We start from the raw sequence: 23411 nt of genomic DNA, 5'->3' as shown, positions 1-23411 counted from the left end.
GTCAGACTCCCTCAAGCTGGCTCTCACCGGCGTCCCGGCCTCCGAGCCGGCGCAGCAGCAGGGCGATGGCGAGGCCCATCAGGACGAGGATGACCGCGATGGCGCTGGCCGGCCCCATCAGGTCGGCCTGGAAGCCCCGTTTGTACATGTCCAGCGCGAGGACCCGGGTGGCGTCTCCTGGGCCGCCCTCGGTCAGGACGAAGATGAGGTCGAAGAAGGTGAGCGAGCCGATCACCATCAGCGTCGACGAGGTGATGATGGTGTATTTGAGCTGGGGCAGCGTGATGCTGAAGAACTGGCGGATCTGCCCGGCGCCGTCCAGCTGTGCGGCCTCGTACAGGGACTGCGGGATCTGCTGGACGCCCCCCTGGTAGATCAGCGAGTGGAACGGGACGAACTGCCAGGAGACGACGAAGACGACGACGCCGAAGGCGAGCCAGGGGCGCCCCAGCCAGTCCTTGCTGAGCCACTCGAGCCCCAGCCCGGCGCCCAGCCCGAAGTTGGGGTCCAGCAGCGCCCGGTACGCGACCGCGATCGCCGCGGAGCTGAGCAGGAGCGGGACGAAGTAGATCAGGCTCAGCACCGCGCGGTAGCGCTGGCGGCCGGCCAGGAACGTGCCGAGCAGAATGCTCGCCGGTGTCTGAACCGCCCAGGACACGGCCATCACCAGGAACGTCACCCAGAGGGCGTGCGGCAGCCCGGGGTTGGTGAGCACCGCACGCCAGCTGGTCAGCCCGGACGGGTGGATGGTGCCGATCCCGTCCCACGTCGTGAAGCTCAGCACGAAGACGCCGACGAGCGGGACCACGGCGAAGCCGACGAAGAACAGCAACGCCGGCACGGCCAGCCAAGGCAGGATGCTGCGTCGGCTCTCGCGCCCTGTAGAGCCCGTGAGGGCGCTCACTTGCCGATGACCTTGTTGAGATTGTCGGTGAACTGCTTCGGCGAGATGGACAGCTGGAACAGCTTGGCGATGTTGTCCAGCAGCGTCTCGGCGGCCGTCGGGCTGAGCGCCTGGTCCCAGGACTGGCCGAACGACTTCGCGTTGCTGGCGATGCCGTAGACGAACTCCAAGAACTCGGAGCTCTCGGATTCGGCCAGCAGCTTCTCCGAGCCCTTCCGGATCGGCACCGCTCCGGTGTCGATCCACGCCTTCACCTCCTCGTCCGCGAGGACGCCGGTGGCGAAGAAGTCCTTCGCGATCTTCTTCTGCTTGGCGCTGGCCTTCGAGGAGATGGACAGGTACTGGGCGGGGTTGCCGACGGAGTTGCCCGGATCGCCCTTGCCGCCTTCGACGGGTGGGAAGTTCATGAAACCGAGGTTGTCGCCGGAGACGAAGTCTCCGCCCTCGGTCTGCTGGATGCCGTACGACCAGGAGCCCTGCAGCATCATCGCGGCCTTGTCGGTGTACAGCAGCGCCTGGTCGGCGTTGGAGTCCGCGGTGATCGAGGAGAAGCCCTTGATGAATCCGTCCGCCTTGATCAGGTCCTGCACCTTGGTCAGCGCCTCGATGGCGGCCGGGTGGGACCAGGCGTTCTTCTCGCCGTCGAAGACGGCCTGGAACACCTCGGGGCCGCCGATGCGGTCGAACAGGAACTCCAGCCACATCATGTTCGTCCACCGGGACTGGCCGCCGAGGGAGAACGGCGCTATGCCCTCCGCGTTGAACTTGGGCACCAGGGCCATGATGTCGTCCCAGGACTGGGGCGGCTCCACGCCGACGTCGTCGAAGACCTTCTTGTTGTAGAACAGGACGACCGGCTCCACGCTCTCGAACGGCATCGCGTAGATCCTGCCGTTGACGGTCGCCGCGCCGAACGAGGACGGGAAGAGCCGGTTCTTGATGTCAGGGTTCTCGTCGAACCACGGGGTGAGGTCGTCGACCTGGTCGGCCTCCACGTAGGTGCGCAGCGTGCCGCCGCCCCACCCCCAGATGATGGTGGGCGCTTTCCCGGCGCCGATGGCGGTCTTGATCTTCGTCTTGTAGGCGTCGTTCTCGAAGGTGGTGACCTCGATCTGCCCCTTGGGGTTGGCCTCGTTGAACCGCTCCACAGCACCGGTCCTGACGCCTTCCTGAGGCTGGCCGCTCAGGTGCCAGTACGTGGCCGTGCCGTCGCCGCCGCCCTTGCTGGGGCCGGACGTGCCGCAGGCCGCGAGGGCCGCAGAGGCCGGCACGCCGGCGGCCAGGCCGAGGAGGGTACGTCGGGAGAGCGCCATGTTTTTCTCCGCACTCGAGAGCCATCGGCTTCTCGTGATTCGTGGTGAAAGGTTTTCGTAACAGCCTTCTCCGAGTTCCGTTCGTGCAAATTAAGTTTCGGGCTGACGCCCTGTCAAGGTGTCTGCAGGCGCGTTGTCCTGCTGCCGCCAGCCGCGTAATATCGGGCAAGAACGGCCCTCGAGAAACTCTTGGCAGGGACCGAAACTATTTCGAAGTAGACCGATTGGGAACGGAGAGGCGATGCGATGGCCGCGGCTGACGCACTGTCGGTGCAGGTCATGCACAAGGTCGCGCAGCTCGGCAGTCGCTGCGTCGGCAACTGCCCGGGGCGTGTGGCCGAAGGCGGCGACGGACAGGCGGAGAGTCCACAAGTGGCGCCTCCGGACGATGTGTTCGCGAGAACCCGGGAGCGTTCCGCCGGCAGAGGTCGCTGCGGGAGCAGATCCCCACCGTCCGGGCGGTCGGGCGGGACAGTGCGGCAGTTGGCCCGCTGCCCCCGGATACGGCTGGAACCGGGCGCAAGCGCGCACGTACGGGTCGCACGTGTACCGGTCGGCGTGCATGCCCCGTACCGCGTTCACCGGACGCGATCTCACACGGATCGTCGGACGTGTCGAGGTTGAAGGGCCCGTCGGCACCTCTCCGGACGAGCTCGGTGCCGGGTTGCCGTACGGTTGACCGGTTCCACCCGCATTGCCGGCCCGACCGGCAGCTCACCACACCGGTGGACGTACAGCTGGGAGGAACGATGCGTCCGAACGCCAGGCGCACCACCTTGGCCGACATCGCCCAAGCGGCGGGAGTCTCCGTCGCGACCGTGTCCAAAGTGGTCAACGGTCGCGGTGACGTGGCGCCGCACACCCGCAGCCGGGTGCAGGAACTGCTGCTTCAGCACGACTACCTCGCGCCCGTGTTCCGCCACACCGAGGTCGTCGAAAGCCCGACCATCGAGGTGCAGTTCCAGGGCGGCCTCAAGTCGTACGTGGCCGAGACCCTGGAAGGCATCATCGACTCCGCCGCCGAATCGGGGGCCTCGGTGGTGATCAGCAAGGCGTCCCATGCCCCGCACTGGGCCCGGGACCTGGTCTCAGCCGGGCGCCGCGCCGTCATCGCGGTCACCAGCGTGTACACCACAGCGCACCTGAACGAACTGGCCCGGTCCGGGCTGCCGTTGGTCGTGCTGGACCCACTGCATCTGCCGGACAGCCGCGTCCACAGCGTCGGGGCGACCAACTTCGCCGGCGGCCTGGCCGCGACCCGGCACCTGCTCTCCCTGGGTCACCGCCGCGTCGCCTATATCGGCGGACCGGCCATGGCCGTATGCAACCAGGCACGCATGCACGGCTACCGCGCCGCCATGGAGGCGGAAGGAGCGCCGGTACCCGACGTCTACGTCCAGCCCGGAGATTTCACGTACGAGACCGGGTTGATCGGTGCCACGGCGCTACTGGGCCTGCAAGAGCCACCGACGGCGATCTTCGCAGGCAACGACGAGATCGCCCTCGGTGTCATCGAGACCGCCCGCACCCGAGGCCTGCGCATCCCCGAGGACCTGAGCGTGGTCGGCTTCGACGACACAAGCCTCGCCCAGATGGCGTCACCGCCACTGACCACCGTGCGCCAGCCACTACGGGAGATGGGCGGTGCCGCTCTGCGTACCGCCCTCCGACTGGCCAACGGTGAAAAGGTCGACTCCCACCACATCGAACTCGCCACCGAACTCGTGGTACGCGCCTCAACGGCGCCACCCCGCGAAGAGACTGCGGCGCGTAGGTAGTCGCAGGTAGCGGATGTGTTGGCCTGTCCAGTGCTACGGCGAGGTGGGCAGGTGCGGGGAGCGGAGCACGAGCAGGGTGATCTCGCTGGGGGCGAAGACGCGGAACGGTGGGCCCCAGAAGCCGGTGCCGCGGCTGGTGTAGAGGAGGGTGCGAGTGCCGTGGTGGCTGAGGCCGGCGAGGGCGGGCTGGTCGATGCGGACCAGGTGGTGGAAGGGCCAGATCTGGCCGCCATGGGTGTGGCCGGAGAGCTGGAGGTCGATGCCGGCGGCCGCTGCCCGGTCAATGAACTTGGGCTGGTGTGCCAGGAGCAGGACGGGTAGGTCGGGGTCGGCACCGTCCAAGGCTCCGGCGAGGTGCGCGCGGTGGCCTGCCAGGCCGGAGGACTCGGCGGTGACGTCATCCACGCCTGCGACCACGAGGGTGTCGCCTCCGCGTTCGAGCAGCAGATGGCGGTTGCGCAGCGGCTCCCAGCCCAGTTCGTCCATCAGGTCGACCCAGCCCCGGGCCTCGCTGTAGTACTCGTGGTTGCCGGTGACGTAGACCAGGCCCTGAGTGGCCTGCACGGTAGCGAGTGGGGCGGCCTGGGCGCGGCGGCGTTCGGCCGTGCCGTCCGCGATGTCGCCGGTGTGGCAGACCAGGTCGGCTTCCAGAGTGTTCACCGTCTCGCACACCCGCGCCGACCAGCGAGCGCGATCGAGCGGGCCGTAGTGGGTGTCGGTGATGAGGACGACGCGGGTGCCGTCCAACCCGGCACCCAGCCGCGGGAGTTGTACGTCCAGGCGGCGCACCCGTGGCACGCGGCGGGCCTCGGCGTATCCCCAGGCGAGCAGTACCGCGGTGATGCCGAGGACGGCCCACGTGACGATTCGGGCCCGGTCCTGACTCTCACCGATGCCGGCCACGGTCAGGGCGAACCGCAAGAGGACGCCGAGCAGAACGGACCAGGTGAACAGAACCCAGCTGGCGCCCAGCAGGGTGTCACCGACGATCGCCGCCCGGTCCTGCTGGCGCCGGCCGTGGCCGCGCCCCATCGCGAGCGGCATACCGACGAGGCCGAGGACGAACAGGGCGGTACCGACCAGCGCGACGGGCAGCGGCCAGTGCTGGCCGGCGTGCAGGAGCACCCAACAGGGCACGGCCCACAGCAGGACGGGGGCGATCAGGGGGAGGTAGCGCATCAGGCGGTGCAGTCGGCTCTGCCGCGGAGCTTGCACTTCGCTGTCGGCGGGTCGGGTGTCGCTGGTGTCGGTCACGCTTCCCCTCTCTGACCGCGCTGCCGTCTCGCGCACTGTATCCGGTCGCCCCGGGGCTGGCCGGAGGGGCGTGGGGCGACTCGGGCGGTCACGTTCACGGGGTGTCGGTGCGGCGGAGGAGGACGGGGCGCAGGTCCTCGATGACGCCGGGGTCGTCCACCGTGGAGGGGATGGGTTCGTCGTGGCCGTCGGCGATGCCGCGCATGGTCTTGCGGAGGATCTTGCCCGAGCGGGTCTTGGGCAGGGCGGCGACGACCGTGACGTCCTTGAGGGAGGCGACGGCGCCGATGCGGTCGCGTACGAGTTGGACGAGTTCGGCCTCGACTTCGCTCGGTTCGCGGTTGCTGCCTGCTTTCAGCACGACGAAGCCGCGTGGGATCTGTCCCTTGAGTTCGTCGGCGACGCCGATGACGGCGCATTCCGCGACGTCGGGGTGGGCGGCCAGAGCTTCTTCCATGCTGCCGGTGGACAGCCGGTGTCCGGCGACGTTGATGACGTCATCGGTGCGGCCCATGACGAAGACGTAGCCGTCGTCGTCGATGTGGCCGCTGTCGCCGGTGAGGTAGTAGCCGTCGTAGGCGGAGAGGTAGGAGGCGACGTAGCGGTCGTCGTCGTTCCAGAGGGTGGGCAGTGCGCCGGGCGGCAGGGGGAGCTTCACGACGATGGCACCGTCGACGCCCGCGGGCGTCGGCTCGCCCGAGGGGTCGAGGACGCGGACGTCCCAGCCCGGCAGGGGGCGGGTGGGGGAGCCGGGCTTGAGGGGAGCGGCTTCGATGCCGACCGGGTTGGCGACGATGGGCCAGCCGGTCTCGGTCTGCCACCAGTGGTCGATCACCGGGACGTCCAGGAGAGCGCTCGCCCAGTGGTACGTCTCCGGGTCGAGGCGCTCGCCGGCGAGGAAGAGGTAGCGCAGGTGGGAGAGGTCGTAGCCGGCGGTGAGTGCCCCCTTCGGGTCCTCCTTCCTGATGGCCCGGAAGGCGGTGGGCGCCGTGAACATGGTCTTGACCCGGTACTCGGCGGCGACGCGCCAGAACTGGCCCGCATCCGGTGTGCCGACCGGCTTGCCCTCGTACAGGACCGTCGTCGCGCCGGCCAGCAGGGGCGCGTAGACGATGTACGAGTGCCCGACGACCCAGCCGACGTCGGAGCCGGTGAACATCGTCTCGCCCGGGCCTACGTCGTAGACGGCGCCCATCGACCAGTGCAGGGCCACTGCGTAGCCGCCGCAGTCGCGGACAACTCCCTTGGGTTTTCCGGTCGTTCCGGACGTGTAGAGGATGTACAGGGGATCGGTGGCGGGGACGGGGACGCAGTCGGCCGGCGGTGCGGCGGCGACCAGGTCGGCCCAGTCGAGATCGTCGGGCCCCAGCGCGGCCGGCTCCTGCGGGCGTTGCAGGATCACGCTCTTCTCCGGCTTGTGGTGGGCGAGTTCGATGGCCCGGTCGAGCAGGGGCTTGTACGCGATGATCCGCTTGCCCTCGATGCCGCAGGAGGCGGAGACGACCACCTTGGGGGCCGCGTCGTCGATGCGGAGGGCGAGCTCGTGCGGGGCGAAGCCGCCGAAGACGACCGAGTGGACCGCGCCGATCCGTGCGCAGGCCAGCATCGCGATGGCCGCCTCGGGGACCATCGGCATGTAGATGACCACACGGTCGCCGTGCCCCACGCCCAGCTGGGTGAGTGCTCCGGCGAAGGCTGCCACCTCGTCCCTCAACTGCACGTAGCTGTAGGTGCGTTGGGCGCCGGTCACGGGGGAGTCGTAGACGAGCGCGGGTTGTCCGCCGCGGCCGGCTTCGACGTGCCGGTCGAGCGCGTTGAAGCAGACGTTGAGCCGTCCGTCGGGAAACCAGCGGTAGAAGGGTGCGCCCGAGGAGTCCAGGGCGCGTTGCGGAGTGACATCCCAGTCGATGGCCTCGGCCGCCTTCAGCCAGAAGCTCTCCGGGTCCTCGGTGCTGGCGCGGAAGACATCCTCGTACGTTCCCATCGCGTCGGGCACTCCTTTGTGGCATCGAGGGACGGTGGTGGGGCTGCGTGCGGAAACAGTGTCGGACACAAGTACCGCATGCCGCCGGGCCAGGGTCGAGCGGGATGCCGGTGACCGGCGTACCGGTCACCGGCATCGAGGTGGTGCGGCGGCCGCGTCGGCAGACCCCGTCCCGCCGTCAGGTGCGGCTTCTGCTCACGCGCCGAGGTGCTTACGGAGCCACTGGCCCATCTGCTGGATCGCCTGGTCCACCTCGGGTACGCGCCCGGCGCCCAGGACAAACGAGTGCTGGCCCTCGGGCATCGGGTGGACCTCGGAGGTGACCTTGAAGTCCGCGAGGCGGCGGCCGAGCTGGGCGCCGTCGTCGGCGAGGGTCTCGTACTCGCCGTAGTGGACGGTCGTGGGCGGCAGGCCGGTCAGATCGGCGTTCACGAGGCTGATCTGGGGGTCGGTGAAGTCCACCGCGGGGTCCTGCAGCCAGGCTGCTCGGAAGAGTTCGAGGGTGTTCCTGCTGAGCATTTTGTCGTTCTCTTCGTTCGCGTCCACCGAGGCGTTCTGGATGGTGAGGTCGGTCCACGGCGAGACGCTGACGATCGCGCCCGGGGTCGCTTCGCCCTTCGCGAGCAGACGCAGCGGCAGCATCACCGCGAGGGTGCCGCCGATCGAGTGGCCCGTGCTGCCGATGTTGTGCGGCTCGTAGCCCTGCGAGAGCAGCCACCGGTAGGCCGTCTCGGCGTCGTCGAGCTGGGCGGGGTAGGGGTGCTCGGGTGCCAGGCGGAAGTCCACCACGAGGGAACGGGCTCCGGCCGCCTTCGCGATGTGGCCGGCGGCCTTGCGGTCCGAGTGCATGGAGGCGGCGACGGATCCGCCGAAGTGGAAGTGGAGCAGTGCCTTGTCGGGGTCGGCGCCCTCGGGGATGGCCCACAGAGCGGGGACGCCGTTCGCGTCCACTTCGGCGTAGGTGACGCCTTCCGGCTCGGTCGACGCCTTGTGGTTGGAGTCGACGATGTCGCGAACGATGGCCAGGTCGAGGCCGGGTAGGGCCGCCTTCGCGTTCGTGCTCGCGAGGAACTCCGCGAATTGCTGTGCTTCTGGACTGATTCCCATGGTGGTGTTCCTTCTCAGACAGGTGCCGTGGCGGGTTCCCCTGCGACAGCCAGCCGGGTCGATGTGCTGGGCATGACGACGCTACTGGCTGAGTATAGAAAAGTAAACTCAGGCAAGGTTGGAATCACCCACCGCGGAGGCGCTCCGAGCCCTGTGCCAGGATCTTGAGGTGCCCACGCCCCAAGCCCACGGCATCGACAAGGACGAGTGGTTCCGCCTGTTGTCACTCGTTGCCGAGCAGTCGCTCGCCTCCGGATCCCCGGCCGGCAAGCCCGTCGTACCCACCGTGGACGAGATCCAGGATCTCTACGCGCAGATCTACGCCTGACACCCGGCGAGTGAGGAACGTGATGGCCACGACAGCCAGGCCCGCGCGGATGGAGAAGTGCGGATGGAGAAGTGACGACCGATGACTGATACCGCTGCGGTCGAGATTCTCGCCGACGTCCACCGGGGCGTCGGCCGCATCCTGTTGAACCGGCCCAAGGCGCTCAACGCCCTGACGACGGGCATGGTCGCCGCCATCGACGGCGTGCTCGCCGAGTGGGAGCGCATACCGCTGTCCGCGGTGGTGCTCGCCAGCACCAGCACGAAGGCGTTCTGCGCGGGCGGAGACATCCGTACGATCCGCGAGCACAGCCTCGCCGGGGATGCCGAGGCCAGTGAGCGGTTCTTCGCCTCCGAGTACCGGCTCAACGCTCGGATCGCCGAGTATCCCGTGCCGATCGTGTCGCTCATCGACGGTCTGTGCATGGGTGGCGGTCTCGGTCTGTCCGTCCACGGCAGGTTCCGCGTCGTCACCGAGGGCGCGGTGCTGGCGATGCCCGAGACTGGGATCGGGTTCTTCCCGGACATCGGGGCCAGCTACTTTCTGCCGCGGTTGCCCGGCGCGATCGGCATGTACCTGGGACTGACCGGGCACCGGCTCGACGCGGCCGACGCCCTGTATACGGGGCTGGCCACGCACTTCGTTCCCAGGGACGGGCTCGAGGGGGTCGGGGATGCCCTGGCCGACAGCCCCGGGGACCCGGTGGACGTGGTCCTGAACCGGCTTGCCGACCGCTCCCCGGTGGCGGAGAGCGGGCTGGCGGAGGTGCGCGGGGACGTGGACTGGGCGTTCGGCGCGCCGAGTCTCGGCGAGATCGAGAAACGCCTGCGGCAGCTCGACAACCCTTGGGCGGCAACCGCGTTGGCGGCCTTGGAGTCCGCCTCGCCGCAGAGCCTGGAGATCACTCACGCCCTGCTGGCCCGGGGCAGGCAGCGTACGTTGCGCGAGTGCCTCAGCGCCGAACTCGCCCTCACGCGCACGACCATCCGCACGCCGGACTTCCTGGAGGGCGTGCGCGCGGCCCTGGTCGACAAGGACCGCACTCCCAACTGGCAACGTGCGTCGCTCGGCGGAAAGGCGCTGCCGTCCTGAGCATGTCCGCCGTGATCACACTCCCGGCGCGCAGCGGGAGCGGGAGCCTCTCGGTGACATTCCGCACGCCATACGTCGCCCCTCCGGTGACCGTGTGACCGTGCCGGACGGAGGGTCCGTGGCCAGCACGGTCTCAGTCGTTGTCGGGCTCCATCGAGACCACGACCTTGCCGGCCTTGGTGCGGCCCTGCTCGACGTACGCCATCGCCTCGAGCGTCTGGTCGAACGGGAAGGTGCGGTCGATGACCGGGTGGAGCTTCCCGCTGTCGTAGAGGGCGCCGAGTTTGCGCAGCTGGGAGCCGTTGGCCTGCATGAAGAGGAACTGGTAGTGCACGCCCAGCGCCTTGGCCTGCTTACGGACCTTGCGGCTGAGCACGTTCATGACCAGGCCCAGGAAGGAGGGGGCGCCGAGCTGCTTGGCGAAGCCGGCGTCCGGCGGGCCGACGACACTGATGGCCAGGCCGCCGGGCTTCAGTACGGTCAGCGACTTCTCGAGGTTCGCTCCGCCCAGGGAGTCCAGCACCAGGTCGTAGCCGGACAGCACCTTCGAGAAGTCTTCCTTGGTGTAGTCGACGACGACGTCGGCGCCGAGGCTCCTGACCAGCTTCTCGGTGTCGGTGTCCGTGGTCGTCGCCACGGTGGCGCCGAGGTGCTTGGCGAGCTGGATGACCGTCGAGCCGAGGCCTCCGGCACCGGCGTGGATGAGCACCTTCTGCCCCGGCTTCACCTGGGCACGGTCGACGAGAACCTGCCAGGCGGCCAGGGCCACCAGCGGCACCGCGGCTGCCTCCTGGAGGGTGAGTGCGGCCGGCTTGGGTGCGACGTCGTCCATGTCGATCGCGATGAACTCCGCGAAGGCGCCGATCCGCAGGTCGCGGGGACGGGCGTAGACCTCGTCGCCGACCTTGAGGCCGCGTACGGCGGAACCGACCCGCGTCACGACGCCGGCCACGTCATGGCCGAGCACGAACGGAAGCTTGTACTTCAGGACCTGCTTGAACTCCCCGTTGCGGACCAATTTGTCCAGCGGGTTGATGCTGGCGGCGCTCACTCTGACCAGGACATCGCGGTCCCCGACGGCGGGCTCGGGTACCTCCGCGGCGCGCACGCCTTCCTTGCCGTACTTCTCGACGACGAAGGCCTTCATGTCGGCCGCCTTTCTGGGTGGGTGTTCCGGTGGTCGAAGTGATTCTTCGCGCAGGTCCCCCCGCGCGCCCGTTCTCGCGTGCGGCCGGGTTGATGTGCTGGTCACGACGCTACCTGCTGAGTATCGAAAAGTAAACTCAGGATCAGGTGGGTGCGCATGGCCGTCCCGACTCGGGACCGGCCCTGCAGTTCGGCGTGGACCGCGAAGATCGCCTCCTGGATCTCCGGGGGACTTTCAACGGGTGGGCACGCCGGAGGCGGTGCTGCGAACGTGCGGTGGCTGGGCGGCTAGCGGCATCCGCGAGCAGACCCGGAGCGATTCACCTATGTGACCACCGAGAAGTGATGTCTATGGCTCGTTGCCCGCCGTAGGGCGCCTGCTGGCGGTGGACTGCGGTGGGCCACCGGATCGAATTGTCTCTTCCGTGCCGCGCAGGCTGCGCCCGGCGCCTCATTCGGTGAACTCCTGATAAGAACGCACCCGGTCGAAGCGGGCCGCCGCCAGGTCCTCTCGGCGGATCATCAGCCGGGCATTGGTGTATTTCTCGTCCTGCACGCTGAACTGAGCCAGAGGCAGCCACTCGCGATACACCTGCTGCTTACGCTCCTGCCTGGCCTTGCTGGAACTGTCCTCCCCGGGTGGTGCCAACTCCGCGGCGATCACGTCTTCGCAGTCCCATTGCTCCCCCCACGCGTGGCCGCCGACCTGGACGCCCTCCCACCACGGACCAACCGGCAGAAAACGCAGCGTCAGGTCCTTCAGGACAGCGGCATGCGGATGGTCCGCCGGCAGTCCCGGCAGCTCCATGCCGTAATCGGGGTCGAACCCCGGAATGTCGATCCGCAGTGCTGCCCGCAGTTCGACACGCTCGTGTACCGGGACCGGCCTTTTCTCCGCATGAGCGTATTCGGGAACGGCACGCTGCTCGGCCAGGCCCGGGTCGGGAACGTGAACCACTCGAACGAAACCGAGAGCTTCCTCCTCCCCGGTGCAGCGCTGACTGCGCGGATCCTGGGAGTACAGGTAGAACAGTTGCAGGAGACCGGTGGCCGGCAGCGTGAACGGCAGTGCCTCCCGTAACCCCTCCCAGGGCAAGGCCGCCAAGTCGATGGTGACAGCCAGCGGGAAGGGCTCGGCCTTGACGTCGTGGTCGTTGCCGTCGGCGCGCGGCCACGCCACACCGTCGGGAAGCACCGGCAGTCCACCCACCCATCCGGCGACCGGTCCGGGTCCGGACCCCAGACGTAGGCAAGGGCGTCCATCCGCCAGGTACGCGTCGACATCCGCAGACGAGACGCCCTGCTCGATCGCCGCCGTCCGAAAGGCTTCGTAGAGATCCATGGCGGAAACAGTACGGGGGCAACTCCCGCCCCGGACACGGCCATAGAGAACGGGATCACTTACTTCCTGCTGACACGAGCCTGCAGGCCCGGCCCCCGGGGGGACGCCCAGGCCGGCCCATACGATGAGGCCATGAAGCGACATTCAGCAGGACGCTGGCTCCAGGTTGTCGGTGTCGGTCACGGTGCCATCGGCGCCGTGATTTACCGCGATGTGTTCGCCGACATTGTTCGCGGAAACCTTCTTAACTCCGTGCCCGACCGGGGCGATCGCGCCGCCGCCTTCTGGTTCATGGCCGCTGCGCCCGCCCTGTGGATGGGCGGCCGGCTGCTCCGGTCCGCGGAGGAGCACAAGGACATCCCGGCCCAGCGCGCCGCGGGCGTCGTTCTGACCGCTGTCGGCGTGACGGGCACCGCGGCCATGCCAAAGAGCGGCTTCCCTATCCTGGTGGGGATCGGCGGCCTCCTGCTGCGCAGGTCGCTGCGCGGCTGAGTCGTTGTGTTTCGGGTGGAGATGCCTCGCCGCTGTTTCAAGCGGTTGATCGTGCGCTCGACGGTGTTGCGCTGTTTGTAGGTCTCGCGGTCGAAGGCCGGTGGCCCGCCACCCCGGCTGCCGCGACGTAGCCGGTGGCTCCGCTGGTCGGCGGGGACGGGGATCACTGCCCGGATGCCGCGCTTGCGCAGGTGTTCGCGGATCGCGCGGGAGGAGTATGCCTGTCGGTCAGAAGCAGGTCCGGCCTGGGGCGGGGCCGCCCTTGCCCTCGATCCGCGCCCACTGCGCGTCGGTCAACGGCATGCCTGGACCAACGGCCGACTGATCCAAACGAAACTGCCTGGTCGCACAGCCCGTATCCAGGATTCCGGGTCAAGGCCCGTCTGGTGCGGTCAGGGCTTTGTGGGTCGACTCCAGGATCTTCTCCGACAGTTCTGTGCCCGCCGTGGCCCGGGCAAGCAGGAGCGCGCCGACCAGAGTGGCCACCATGGGAAGGCCGTCTTCGGTGTCGGTAGACAGCCACGAGGCGAATTCCTCGACCCCGGCTGCGTACGTTTCTCGCACCTCCCCAGCCGTGGACTCGCGAGCCATGTCCCCTGCGAATCCCGCGGTGGGGCAACCGGTGCCGGGCTGGTCGCGGTGCTCGGGCGACAGGTAGAAGTCGAGGAGGGCGGCGCGCGCGGTGTCGTGATCGCCGTGGGCCGTGTCGAACTCCGCCAGGAGTTGGTCAAGGTCCCCGAAAGCGGCTTGAGCCGCCTCGGCGATCAGGGCCTCCTTGGAGGCGAACTGCTTGTAGAAGCCGCCCGTCGTCAGCCCGATGGACTTCATCAGATCGGCGACGCTGATGCCGTTCACGCCGCGCTCCCGGAAGAGCTGGGAGGCCGCGGCGACCGCCCGCCTGCGGTTCTCGAGCGCCTGTGCTTGCGAAACGCGACTCATCAGTCACCTGCCCACGTTAGATAGTAAAGCTCATCTATCGTATGCGATGTGTCGGGCGGCGTCGCATCGCCCCTCGGTAGGGATGTCGTTCGCCGAGCCCGCGCGCTCGCCGTGAGGGCGGTACGCGAAACCGTCCATGGCGACCATGCGCCCGAGGTGCATCCATTCGAACCTGATCGGCCGCCAATTCCGTGGTTCGGCGTGTGCGTCGAGCAGTCCCCGACCGCTGGCGGTGACTGACGACATCACGGGGGCCGTTGACTGGATGATTTTAGATACTTATCGTAATCTAAAGCGGGGTCGACGCTTTGGCCCCCACTCATCTGCCACCCCAGAAATGAGATCCACCCCATGACCACTGAGAACAAGACCGCCGTCGTCACCGGCGCGTCCGCAGGCCTGGGTGCCGCCTACGCACAGCGGCTTGCCGACCGCGGCTACGACCTGATCCTGGTGGCCCGGAACACTGAGCGGCTGGAATCGCTGGCGTCGGACATCCGCAGCCGTACGGGCCGTGCAGTGGACGTCGTCACCGCCGACCTCACCGATGCGGCGCAGATCTCCGTGGTCGAGGAGCGTCTGCGGACCGACGAGAGCATCGCCGTATTGATCAACAGCGCCGGCGCGGCGCTGTTCGCGCCGGCGGCAACCTCCGACGCGGAGGCCTCCGCGGCGCTGATCAACCTCAACGTGACATCGCTGACCAGGCTGACCACCGCGGTCCTGCCGGGCCTGATAGCCCGCGGGCACGGCACCGTCGTGAACATCTCCTATGCCCTGGCTCTCAACTTCCCGCCCGGTGGCTCCGTCTACAGCGGCACCAAGGGCTACGTACTGACGTACACCCAAGCCCTGCAGCAGGAACTCGCCGAGAGCCCCGTCACCGTGCAGGCCGTGCTGCCGGGCGCTGTCCGCACGGAGATCTGGGACCGCGCCGGCGTCGACCTCTCGGGGTTTCCCGACGAGGCGATCATGAGCGTGGACGACGCCGTCGACGCGGCGCTCGCCGGCCTCGACGCCGGGGAGCTCGTCACCATCCCGTCACTGCCGGAGATCAGCGATTGGGAGTCGTACGAGAAGGCACGTCAGACGCTCGTCCCGAACCTGTCCCTGCGGGTCCCGGCCGCTCGCTACCGCGGCTGACCGCCGCTTCGACTCCGGTGCAGGAGTCCCCCTTTGTGACGACGGTACGGCCGCTGCTGCACCCGCACACGACCGATGCGTCCTCCGCGTGGGGGAAGGCCGACGCGCTCGGCGTCCTCCGCCCCCCGCCCGTACGAACAGCCGGGGCCGCCACCGCACTGGCGGTCATGTACGCGGCACGGCAGCACCCCGGCAGCACCGTCGACTGCCCCTCCACGCAGTCCGCCTTCCACGATCGAAGGTTGCCGGCCCATCCGGCTGGTCACCGCCTACGCGTTATCCGCGGGGCGCAGGCAGCCCGCCACCCCGCAGCTCCCTCTCACCCCTTATTGCGAGGAACACCCATGTTGAACGCCCTGTGGAACCCGACCACCGTCGGGAAGATCGCCCTGCCGCACCGACTCGCCATGGCCCCCCTGACCCGGAACCGGTCCACCCCGAACGGCGCGCCCACCGAGCTGAACGCCGAGTACTACGCCCAGCGCGCCTCGCACGCCCTCATCATCACCGAGGGCACCCAGCCCAACGCCGACGGCCAGGGCTACCTGCTCACTCCCGGCATCTACTCCGAGGGCCACATCGCCGGCTGGCGCAAGGTCACCGACGCTGTACACAAGGCCGACGGACGCATCGTCATCCAGCTGATGCACACGGGGCGGATGTCCCACCCCGACAACACCCCTCACCACCGGCAGCCGGTCGCCCCCTCCGCCGTTCAGCCGGCGGGCGAGATGTTCACCGCGTCCGGCCTCCAGGAGATGCCGGTACCGCGCGAGCTGTCCACCGAGGAGGTCGCCGCGACGGTCGACGACTACCGCCGCGCCGCCGCGGCCGCCATCGCGGCCGGCGCCGACGGCGTCGAGATCCACAGCGCCAACGGTTACCTCCCGCACCAGTTCCTCGCCACCAACACCAACCAGCGCACCGACCAGTACGGCGGCTCCATCGAGAACCGCATTCGCTTCACCGTCGAGGTCGCCACCGCGGTGAGCGACGAGATCGGCGCCAGTCGCACCGGCATCCGGATCTCTCCCGGCAACCCCTACAACGACATCGCCGAGAGCGACACTCACGAGCTGTACCCCGCCCTTGTACGTGCTCTCGCCCCGCTCAACCTCGCCTACCTGCACATCCTCCACGGCGGCGACGACGAACTCCTGTACACGCTCCGCAAGTTGTGGCCGAACACCTTGGTTCTCAACCGGGCCGGCACCGACATCGCCACCCGCGCGAAGGACATCGAAGTCGGCCTGGCCGACGTCGTCACCGTCGGCACCATGGCCCTCGCCAACCCCGATCTGGTCGAGCGCGTACGTACCGGCGCACCGCTGAACACCCCCGACCCCGACACGTTCTACGGCGGCGGTGAGGCCGGCTACACCGACTACCCCACTCACACAGCCTGACAATCCCGACCCTCACCGCCTGGCAAACCCCGGCCATACCGGTCCTGGCGGGCCCCGGCCATACCGGTGTTGGCGGGCCCGTACGCCCAATTTGTCCCATGGAGGTACCACGTGTCTGAGCACACTGTTGTTGAACTGAGCCCGGAAGCAACCGAATTCGCGGAGTGGCTGGCCGCAGGGCAGAAGCCCCCGTCCGAGTTGGATGCGGCGCGCATCCAGGCGGAGCAAGTCCATCTCGCGGCCCGGGAGCCGGAAGGCGTCACCTATCGGGAGGTGGACGCGGGTGGTGTGCTGGGAATCTGGTGCGAACCCGTCGACGCCAACACCGACTATGTCCTCCTGCACACGCACGCCGGGGGCTCCGTTCTGGCGTCGGCACACGTCGACCGAAAGCTCGCCGGCCATATCGCCAAGGCTGCCGGGGCTCCCGTACTGGTCCTGGACTTCCGGCGCGCACCGGAACACAAGTACCCGGCTCAGGTGGACGACGCGGAGGCGGCCTTCAACTGGCTGCTCTCCGAAGGGTATGAGCCGGCGAACATCATCACGATCGGCCACTCGATCGGGGGGTTCATCGCCGTCGCCCTGGCGCTTCGCCTCCGCGACAAGAAGCAGCTGCTGCCCGGCGCCATCGTGTCGATCTCCCCCTGGTGCGACCTCGAGATCGCCAACGAGACCATCGCGGCCAACGCCGAGACGGACAAGATCCTCAGCAAGGATCTGCTGGAGTTCTTCCGGGATGCCTGGATCGGCGGTACGGGCATCGAGTTCACGGACACCCGGATCAATCTGAACCGGGCGGACCTGAGCGGTCTCCCCCCGACCCTCGTCTCCTGGGGAACGTACGAGGTCCTGGCCGGCGAGGACAAGGAGTTCGCCGCCCGCGTCAAGGACGCCGGAATCGACACGGCGACCGTGGTGGTCCCGGGAGGCCAGCACTCGTACGTCTACGGTGCCGGCCGGATTCCGGAGACCGACGCCGCCATCGCGCAGATCGGCGCGTGGGTCCGGGAGAAGGCGAAGATCTGACCGAGCGGTACGGGCACGGCAGTTGCAAGATCCGCGCGCTGCCGGATGGGGACGGTGGACGGACGCCTACGTGGCCTGCGGTGGCGCGCAGGTCCGCGACGACCGCCGGGGCCTGCGGCGACCCGGCCCCGGATCGTGTCCGGTCCCGCGCGGCGAAGCGATCCGAGAGCGGCGGAGTACACGGCACTCAGCCGATGTCTCACCGCTGTCTGGCCCGCGACCGCGAAGCCGATGGCTCACGACCTTCAGGACCGGAGGCGGGCGCCTGTCCCCAGCCGGGCGGTGACGTCACGGGGAGTGAGGGCGGCGTGTTCCGCGGAGCACTCGACGACGACGCGGACCGGGGCGTCGCAGTCGGTGTGGCGGACGTCCAGTACGGGGCCGTCGGCGTCGAGGGCGTACGTCTCGCCCCACTGGCTCAGCGCCATCAGGACGGGCCACAGGTCCCAACCCTTGCGGGTCAGGCGGTACTCGTTGCGGGAGCGGCTGCCGGGCTCCTGGTAGGGGACGGTCTTCAGGATGCCGGCCGAGGTCAGCTTGCGGAGGCGGTCGCTGAGGACGGCTTCCGACAGGCCGATGTGGCGGTGGAAGTCGTCGAAGCGGCGGACTCCGTTGACGGCGTCACGCAGGATCAGCAGCGTCCATTTCTCCCCGATCACGTCGAGGGTGCGCTGGACGGGGCAGTTCTCCGTGCTCGCCTCAAGCCACTCCATTCCGCCATCGTACGAGCCTGGCTTCGCCATTGACAGTCAGGTGGGCGAAAGCCTAGCTTCACTTGAAAAAGTCAGCTGACAGTCAGAGGGAAGGGCGCCGGCCGTGGGGCGAACGCGTACGTACAACTGGGACGATCCCGCGCTCTCGGCGGAGGCCGCCGGGCGCATGGCCGGCATCGACTTCCTGCGCGAACTGCAGGCGGGGCGGCTGCCGGCGCCGCCCATCAACTACACCCTCGACTTCGCTCTGGATGAGGTGGAGCCCGGCAGGGCGGTCTTCTCGCTGACGCCGGGGGAGGAGCACTACAACCCCATCGGCAGCGTGCACGGCGGTATCTTCGCCACCCTGCTCGACTCGGCGGCGGGCTGCGCCGTCCAGTCGACCCTCCCGCAGGGCATGGCGTACACCTCGCTCGACCTGACGGTGAAGTTCCTGCGGCGGATCACCGTGGACACGGGTACGGTGCGCGCCATCGGCACGGTCGTCAGCAAGGGCCGCCAAACCGCCCTCGCCCAAGCCCAGTTGGTCGACGCGACGGACCGACTCCTCGCCCACGCCACCAGCAGCTGCATGCTCTTCCCGGTGCCTCCCCATCGGGTGTGACTCCGCAGAGAGGGCCCTCGGTTCGGGACAACAGGGAATGCATTGCGGCGAGGTGGCCGACCGTTGCCGCTGTCGACTCTTTGGATTACGTTCGCAATACCATAGGCTGGTGAAGTCGGGGAAGGGCAACCGGTCCTTCCGGCCGGCGAAGGAGCGTGTGCGCTGTGGTGCGGTACGGGAAAGAGCACAAGTCGGAGACGAGGCGGCGGATCATCGAGACGGCGGGTCGCCGGCTCAAGCAGGACGGTATCGACGGCTCCGGGGTCTCGACGCTCATGAAGGACGCGGGGCTGACCAATGGGGCCTTCTACGCTCACTTCGAATCCAAGGATGACCTCGTCGCCACGGCAATCGCCGAGCAGTTGAAGGTGCAGGCCGAGGATGTCGTCGCGCGGGCTGCGCCTGGCCGTGCCGGACTCGAGCAGATTGTGCGCGGGTACCTGTCGCCCCAGCATCGCGAGAGCCTTGGCGACGGCTGCCCCAACGCCGCGCTGCTCGACGAGATCGGGCGCTGCACCGACACAACCAGGCAGGCGTACACCGACGGCGTGCTGGTCCTCGTCGAGGGCATTGCCGCCCGCATGACGCCCGAGGACCCGTCTTCCGCACGTGTGAAGGCACTCAGCCTTCTCGGTCTGATGGCCGGGACACTGCAGCTTTCCCGCGCTTTGACTGACAGTCAACTCGCCGAAGAGCTCCTCGATCAGGGGGTCAGCAACGCCCTCGCCCTGCTGGACGCCGGGCAGCGCGTCTGACGAACCCCAGTACCGCCACCGTGCGCGCCATCCGCCAGGACACCCACGGTTCACCCGAGGTACTCAAGGAGATCGAACTTCCCAGGCCCGTGTCGGGCGTGAATGAGATCCTGGTCGCCGTCCGCGCGGTCGGCGTCAACCCGACCGACCGGTGGAACCGCGCCCAGCCCATGAGCGTTGACCGTCTGCCCCCGTCTTTGGCTGGGACGTCTCCGGAGTCGTCGAGCTTGATCGGCGTGCTGCCCTACCGTTCCTGACTTGTTCAATCGATCCCAGACGCGCGGTTCGCGGCCGTAGCGTCGAGGGTGCCGGACGGCACGGGCTCGACCTGTTCCTTGCCGCCCCCGGGCTGGCTCTTCTCTAGCGTGCCGCCGCCGTCCGGTACCCGCGCGGTGTGGCTCGACAGAGGCATGAACATCATGGTGGCGCTGCGACTTCAAGTCAGGATGCCCACCGCACTTTCTTCCCCGTACCGCACCCACGTTTCCCGGATCTCTCTCGGATCGCCGGACGTGACCCCTTGCCATCGACCGACGACCCCCCTATGGTCGTACGAACGTAAGGCTTACGAACGTAATTCAAAGCTAAGGGAGCTCGTGATGGCGACAACTCGGCCGGTGGCACTCGTGACAGGTGCCTCATCGGGGATTGGCAAGGAGGCGGCCCGTGCCTTCGTCGCGGCGGGGTTCGAGGTGATCGGCACCGGCCGGAGGACCTCCGGGCTCACCCCGCCCGCCGGTGTGACGTACCTCGATCTCGACGTGGGCAGTGACGACTCGGCCACTGCCGCGGTCGCGGAGGTGATCGCGAAGTTCGGGCGCATCGACGTCCTGGTCAACAACGCCGGTATCGGCTCGGCGGGCGCCGTCGAGGAGAACTCCGTCGCCCAGGCCCAGAGCGTCCTGAACATCAACGTCCTCGGTGTCATTCGTATGACGAAAGCCGTTCTGCCGCACATGCGCGCGCAGGGCAGTGGACGCGTCATCAACATCTCGTCCGTCCTCGGGGTCGCCCCCCAGCCCTTCATGGCTCTCTACGTCGCGTCGAAGCACGCCATCGAGGGCTACTCCGAGTCCCTGGACCACGAGGTCCGCGAGCACGGCATCCGGGTCCTCCTCGTCCAGCCCGCCTACACCAAGACCAGCTTCGACACCAACGCCGCACAGCCCGACACCCCACTGCCGCTGTACGCGCAGCGTCGGCGCGACTTCGACGTGATGATCGCGCAGGCGATGAAGGACGGCGACGCCCCCGCCGTCGTCGCCAAAGTGATCGTCACCGCGGCCACCGACAAGAAGCCGAAGCTGCGTTACACCGCCGGCCCGCTGGCCTCGCGCGTCAGCGCGGCGCGCCGTCTCGTCCCCGCCGGAACGTTCGACAAGCAGATCCGCAAGACCAACCGCCTGCCCGGCTGACGTCCCGGTCCGGCTTCAAGGGCGCCGGCTCCGTCCGGATGTCTCCGCTGCGCCCGACATCGCTGATGTCTCCGCTGTGTCCGGCATTGCTGGTGCCTCCGACATCTCTGATGCCGCCGAAAGTTCGTTGATCAGTCACTCGTTGATTTGCCGAGGAGAGTCATGCAGTAGCAGCGCCAGCAAACGGCCCAGCGCAGTCCATCGGGCGCACGGCGTTTTCTGAAGAACGCCACAGTCGCGCTGGCGGTCACCGCGACGGCGGCTGTCCTGGGGTCGGCGCCGTCCGCGTCCGCAGGGACGAGACCTTCGGGACATATGCTCGGCAGTTGCGCGGTGTGCGAGCGCATCCATGGGCCGCAACTGATGCGTATCTCCGCGTCCGGGCAACGCACTGTGCTCGTCACCGGGCAGGTGGGTGAGGCGATCAGCGGCAACACCCGTGGCAGTGACGGCACCGTCTACTACAGCGTGTGGGCCCCGGGCAACGCGGCCAGGAATGGCGTATACGCGATTGGTCCGGGCGGCAGCCCTCAGCGCATCGCCGCTCTGCCCGCCGACTCGGGCCCCAATGGGCTGGCCATCGATGCGGCCGGACGCACCCTCTAAATCGCCGACAGCCTGAAGGGCGTCATCTGGTCCGTTCCGGTCTCGGGCGGATCGGCGACCCCGTGGCTGACCGACGCCGCTCTCGCGCCAGTGCCCACCGAAGCCCTGCCGATCGGTGCGCTGACTCGCCCAGGACGGCAGCCGGGGCGCAAGCCCCGGCTGACTTCCGGCGGAACCGATTCGCTGTCGCGGCCTCGCTGTCATCGTCTGTGGCGCATCTCTTGCGGCCACATAGAATTACGATCATACTTCAATAGTCGACGTGATGCTGAAGAACTCAACCGAGCAGGGTTCCGACTCCTGTGGGCCTTCTGCCGTCGACCGAACTGACTCTGACTGCAGTCGCAGTCCAGAAACCCCCATGCGGAAGGGCACGGCCATGAATGACGCACAGGGAGTACGAGGCGACGCGGTGAGGTCGTACAAGAACGCATCGACCCGCACCCTCACCGCCGGGGGAGTGACCTTCGCCTACCGCGACCTCGGTCCCCGGACCGGCGTCCCGGTGATCTTCATCAACCACCTTGCCGCGGTCCTCGACAACTGGGACCCCCGGGTCGTCGACGGCATCGCCGCCAGGCATCGCGTCATCACCTTCGACAACAGAGGTGTCGGCGCTTCCAGCGGCTCGACCCCGAAGACCATCGAGGAGATGGCGAAGGATGCCGTCACCTTCATCCGCGGACTCGGGCTCGGGCTCGAGCAGGTCGACATTCACGGCTTCTCGATGGGCGGCATGATCGCCCAGGTGATCGCGCAGGACGAACCGCAGCTTGTCCGCAAACTGATCCTCACGGGCACCGGCCCCGCGGGCGGCGAGGGCATCAAGAATGTGACTCGACTGTCCCATCTCGACACCGTCCGGGGCCTGTTCACCCTCCAGGACCCGAAGCAGTTCCTCTTCTTCACCCGCACCGCGAACGGGCGCCGAGCCGGAAAGCAGTTCCTGGCCCGTCTCAAGGAGCGCACCCACGACCGGGACAAGGCGATCTCCCTCACGTCGTACTTCGCCCAGCTCAAGGCCATCCACCGCTGGGGGCTCGCGCAGCCCCAGGACCTCTCCGTCATCCATCAGCCCGTGCTCGTCGCCAACGGTGAGAGCGACAGGATGGTGCCGACGAAGAACTCGTTCGAACTGGCCCGGCGACTGCCGAACGCCGACGTGGTCGTCTACCCCGACGCCGGCCACGGAGGCATCTTCCAGTTCCACGAGCAGTTCGTGACGGAAGCCCTCAACTTCCTTGAGCGGTAGTGGCTTTCGGGGACGGGCGGCGCGTAGGAAGGGGGCGATGAAAGCTTCTCTGGCCAGGGTGGTTGGCGCCCGTCAACGCTCGGCTCAATATGCTTCTTGTGTGCGGCCAGGTCGAGTGGCCGATCGGGGCACCGAAGGCTGAGTATCTCAAAGTAAACTCAAACGGTTACCATCGCTCCCATGGATGCGTGGACCGAAATACTCGAAGACACCGGCATGGACCCCCGACTCGACCGGGACACGTCCAACTGCTCGATCGCGCGGACTCTTGAGATCGTGGGTGAGAAGTGGACGATCCTGATCCTGCGCGAGATCTGGTACGGCTCGCACCGGTTCAGCGACATCGAACGGGTCCTCGGCTGTCCTCGCAACCTCCTTGCGGCGCGGCTCAAGATGCTGGTGGAGGAAGGGATCCTGGCGACCGAGACGTACAAGGAGCCCGGTTCGCGGAGTCGGCCGAAGTATGTGATCACCCCCAAGGGCATGGATCTGGTGCCGGCCGTGATGGGGCTGCTGCAGTGGGGCGACCGCTACCGCGCCGACCCGGAGGGCCCGGCGGTACTGGCGCGACACCGTGAGTGCGGCGCGTACGTCGGCGTCGAGATTCGCTGCGAGCAAGGCCACCCGGTGCAAGCGAAGGACATAGAGAGCGTCCCCGGCCCCGCCTTTCGAATGAGGTCGCCCGAGTGAGCTGAGGACTCCTCCGTCGGCTTTCCGTAATCCGGCCGCTCTGTCGTGTACGCGCCTGATGGGGGCGGACCTTGGTGCGGTTTCCGCCGCGGGACATGGAGTACCAGAGGCGCCTGACG

At 68.1% G+C, this 23411-nt stretch carries 24 protein-coding genes and 1 pseudogene; 14 read left to right on the top strand and 11 right to left on the bottom strand.

Features of this window, described 5'->3' with window-relative positions:
- Position 1 precedes the first annotated feature (1 nt).
- Positions 2–904 (bottom strand): carbohydrate ABC transporter permease, encoded by a 903-nt coding sequence (locus tag ACQEVY_RS06810; protein WP_432945855.1) that lies wholly within the window; start codon positions 902–904, stop codon positions 2–4.
- On the bottom strand, positions 901–2217 hold the full coding sequence (locus ACQEVY_RS06805) for an extracellular solute-binding protein (RefSeq protein WP_432945853.1): 1317 nt from the start codon (positions 2215–2217) through the stop codon (positions 901–903). Before ACQEVY_RS06805 ends, ACQEVY_RS06810 begins: the two co-directional genes overlap by 4 nt.
- Before the next feature lie 749 nt (positions 2218–2966).
- Here ACQEVY_RS06805 and ACQEVY_RS06800 point away from each other — a divergent pair.
- On the top strand, positions 2967–3995 hold the full coding sequence (locus ACQEVY_RS06800) for a LacI family DNA-binding transcriptional regulator (RefSeq protein WP_432945851.1): 1029 nt from the start codon (positions 2967–2969) through the stop codon (positions 3993–3995).
- Positions 3996–4028: 33 nt separating this feature from the next.
- On the opposite strand, the gene ACQEVY_RS06795 is transcribed toward ACQEVY_RS06800, so the two are convergent.
- The 3 genes from ACQEVY_RS06795 to ACQEVY_RS06785 form a co-directional block, all read right to left on the bottom strand.
- Complete coding sequence (locus tag ACQEVY_RS06795) at positions 4029–5249, bottom strand: metallophosphoesterase (RefSeq protein ID WP_432945849.1); 1221 nt, start codon at positions 5247–5249, stop codon at positions 4029–4031.
- A 94-nt stretch (positions 5250–5343) separates the two neighbouring features.
- Positions 5344–7233 carry a propionyl-CoA synthetase gene (locus ACQEVY_RS06790; protein WP_432945847.1) on the bottom strand — a complete coding sequence of 630 codons (1890 nt, stop codon included), beginning with the start codon at positions 7231–7233 and terminating at the stop codon, positions 5344–5346.
- A gap of 195 nt (positions 7234–7428) precedes the next feature.
- A complete protein-coding gene (locus ACQEVY_RS06785) occupies positions 7429–8340 on the bottom strand; it encodes an alpha/beta hydrolase (RefSeq protein WP_432945845.1) in 912 nt (303 codons plus the stop codon).
- 169 nt (positions 8341–8509) lie between these two features.
- Between ACQEVY_RS06785 and ACQEVY_RS06780 the strand changes: the two genes are divergently transcribed.
- Positions 8510–8668, top strand: a complete 159-nt coding sequence (locus ACQEVY_RS06780; protein WP_432945843.1) for a hypothetical protein — start codon at positions 8510–8512, stop codon at positions 8666–8668.
- Positions 8669–8749: 81 nt separating this feature from the next.
- Positions 8750–9760 carry an enoyl-CoA hydratase/isomerase family protein gene (locus ACQEVY_RS06775; RefSeq protein WP_432945841.1) on the top strand — a complete coding sequence of 337 codons (1011 nt, stop codon included), beginning with the start codon at positions 8750–8752 and terminating at the stop codon, positions 9758–9760.
- Between the two features lie 133 nt (positions 9761–9893).
- Here ACQEVY_RS06775 and ACQEVY_RS06770 read toward each other — a convergent pair whose 3' ends face one another.
- Both ACQEVY_RS06770 and ACQEVY_RS06765 read right to left on the bottom strand, forming a co-directional pair.
- Positions 9894–10907 carry an NADP-dependent oxidoreductase gene (locus ACQEVY_RS06770; protein WP_432945839.1) on the bottom strand — a complete coding sequence of 338 codons (1014 nt, stop codon included), beginning with the start codon at positions 10905–10907 and terminating at the stop codon, positions 9894–9896.
- Positions 10908–11357: 450 nt separating this feature from the next.
- Positions 11358–12248, bottom strand: a complete 891-nt coding sequence (locus tag ACQEVY_RS06765; protein ID WP_432945837.1) for a DUF1963 domain-containing protein — start codon at positions 12246–12248, stop codon at positions 11358–11360.
- Positions 12249–12380: 132 nt separating this feature from the next.
- Here ACQEVY_RS06765 and ACQEVY_RS06760 point away from each other — a divergent pair, with 132 nt between their 5' ends.
- Entirely contained in the window at positions 12381–12740 is a 360-nt protein-coding gene (locus ACQEVY_RS06760; RefSeq protein ID WP_432945835.1) for a DUF6463 family protein, read from the top strand.
- 11 nt (positions 12741–12751) lie between these two features.
- Here the strand turns inward: ACQEVY_RS06760 and ACQEVY_RS06755 are convergent.
- Together ACQEVY_RS06755 and ACQEVY_RS06750 are read right to left on the bottom strand one after the other, a co-directional pair.
- Positions 12752–13008: pseudogene (locus ACQEVY_RS06755) on the bottom strand (transposase); the annotation flags it as partial.
- Between the two features lie 104 nt (positions 13009–13112).
- Positions 13113–13679, bottom strand: a complete 567-nt coding sequence (locus ACQEVY_RS06750; RefSeq protein WP_432945833.1) for a TetR/AcrR family transcriptional regulator — start codon at positions 13677–13679, stop codon at positions 13113–13115.
- A 351-nt stretch (positions 13680–14030) separates the two neighbouring features.
- Here ACQEVY_RS06750 and ACQEVY_RS06745 point away from each other — a divergent pair, with 351 nt between their 5' ends.
- The 3 genes from ACQEVY_RS06745 (at position 14031) to ACQEVY_RS06735 (ending at position 17257) form a co-directional block, all read left to right on the top strand.
- Positions 14031–14822 carry an SDR family NAD(P)-dependent oxidoreductase gene (locus ACQEVY_RS06745; RefSeq protein ID WP_432945831.1) on the top strand — a complete coding sequence of 264 codons (792 nt, stop codon included), beginning with the start codon at positions 14031–14033 and terminating at the stop codon, positions 14820–14822.
- A gap of 344 nt (positions 14823–15166) precedes the next feature.
- Positions 15167–16228 (top strand): alkene reductase, encoded by a 1062-nt coding sequence (locus ACQEVY_RS06740; RefSeq protein WP_432945829.1) that lies wholly within the window; start codon positions 15167–15169, stop codon positions 16226–16228.
- 111 nt (positions 16229–16339) lie between these two features.
- A complete protein-coding gene (locus ACQEVY_RS06735; protein ID WP_432945827.1) occupies positions 16340–17257 on the top strand; it encodes an alpha/beta hydrolase in 918 nt (305 codons plus the stop codon).
- Positions 17258–17502: 245 nt separating this feature from the next.
- Here ACQEVY_RS06735 and ACQEVY_RS06730 read toward each other — a convergent pair whose 3' ends face one another.
- Entirely contained in the window at positions 17503–17970 is a 468-nt protein-coding gene (locus tag ACQEVY_RS06730) for a winged helix-turn-helix transcriptional regulator (protein WP_432945825.1), read from the bottom strand.
- Positions 17971–18073: 103 nt separating this feature from the next.
- Between ACQEVY_RS06730 and ACQEVY_RS06725 the strand changes: the two genes are divergently transcribed.
- The 3 genes from ACQEVY_RS06725 to ACQEVY_RS06715 all read left to right on the top strand — a co-directional run bounded on the left by ACQEVY_RS06725 (position 18074) and on the right by ACQEVY_RS06715 (position 19586).
- On the top strand, positions 18074–18574 hold the full coding sequence (locus tag ACQEVY_RS06725) for a PaaI family thioesterase (RefSeq protein ID WP_432945822.1): 501 nt from the start codon (positions 18074–18076) through the stop codon (positions 18572–18574).
- A gap of 164 nt (positions 18575–18738) precedes the next feature.
- Complete coding sequence (locus tag ACQEVY_RS06720; RefSeq protein ID WP_432945820.1) at positions 18739–19329, top strand: TetR/AcrR family transcriptional regulator; 591 nt, start codon at positions 18739–18741, stop codon at positions 19327–19329.
- Positions 19330–19349: 20 nt separating this feature from the next.
- Complete coding sequence (locus ACQEVY_RS06715; protein ID WP_432945818.1) at positions 19350–19586, top strand: hypothetical protein; 237 nt, start codon at positions 19350–19352, stop codon at positions 19584–19586.
- Between the two features lie 5 nt (positions 19587–19591).
- On the opposite strand, the gene ACQEVY_RS06710 is transcribed toward ACQEVY_RS06715, so the two are convergent.
- The gene (locus tag ACQEVY_RS06710) at positions 19592–19741 is read right to left on the bottom strand and encodes a hypothetical protein (RefSeq protein ID WP_432945816.1); all 150 of its coding nucleotides are present in this window, start codon (positions 19739–19741) and stop codon (positions 19592–19594) included.
- A gap of 187 nt (positions 19742–19928) precedes the next feature.
- Here ACQEVY_RS06710 and ACQEVY_RS06705 point away from each other — a divergent pair, with 187 nt between their 5' ends.
- The 4 genes from ACQEVY_RS06705 to ACQEVY_RS06690 all read left to right on the top strand — a co-directional run bounded on the left by ACQEVY_RS06705 (position 19929) and on the right by ACQEVY_RS06690 (position 23292).
- Entirely contained in the window at positions 19929–20744 is an 816-nt protein-coding gene (locus ACQEVY_RS06705; RefSeq protein ID WP_432945814.1) for an oxidoreductase, read from the top strand.
- 363 nt (positions 20745–21107) lie between these two features.
- Positions 21108–21350, top strand: a complete 243-nt coding sequence (locus ACQEVY_RS06700) for a hypothetical protein (RefSeq protein WP_432945812.1) — start codon at positions 21108–21110, stop codon at positions 21348–21350.
- A gap of 379 nt (positions 21351–21729) precedes the next feature.
- Entirely contained in the window at positions 21730–22602 is an 873-nt protein-coding gene (locus tag ACQEVY_RS06695) for an alpha/beta fold hydrolase (RefSeq protein ID WP_432945810.1), read from the top strand.
- Positions 22603–22818: 216 nt separating this feature from the next.
- Complete coding sequence (locus ACQEVY_RS06690) at positions 22819–23292, top strand: winged helix-turn-helix transcriptional regulator (RefSeq protein ID WP_432955097.1); 474 nt, start codon at positions 22819–22821, stop codon at positions 23290–23292.
- The last annotated feature ends 119 nt before the right edge of the window (positions 23293–23411 follow it).

This window comes from Streptomyces sp. CA-288835, from assembly GCF_050936385.1.
In the GTDB taxonomy this organism is placed as follows: Bacteria; Actinomycetota; Actinomycetes; order Streptomycetales; family Streptomycetaceae; genus Streptomyces.
The sequence above is the reverse complement of the archived record's forward strand: the minus strand, read 5'-3'. Positions and strand labels throughout refer to the sequence as shown.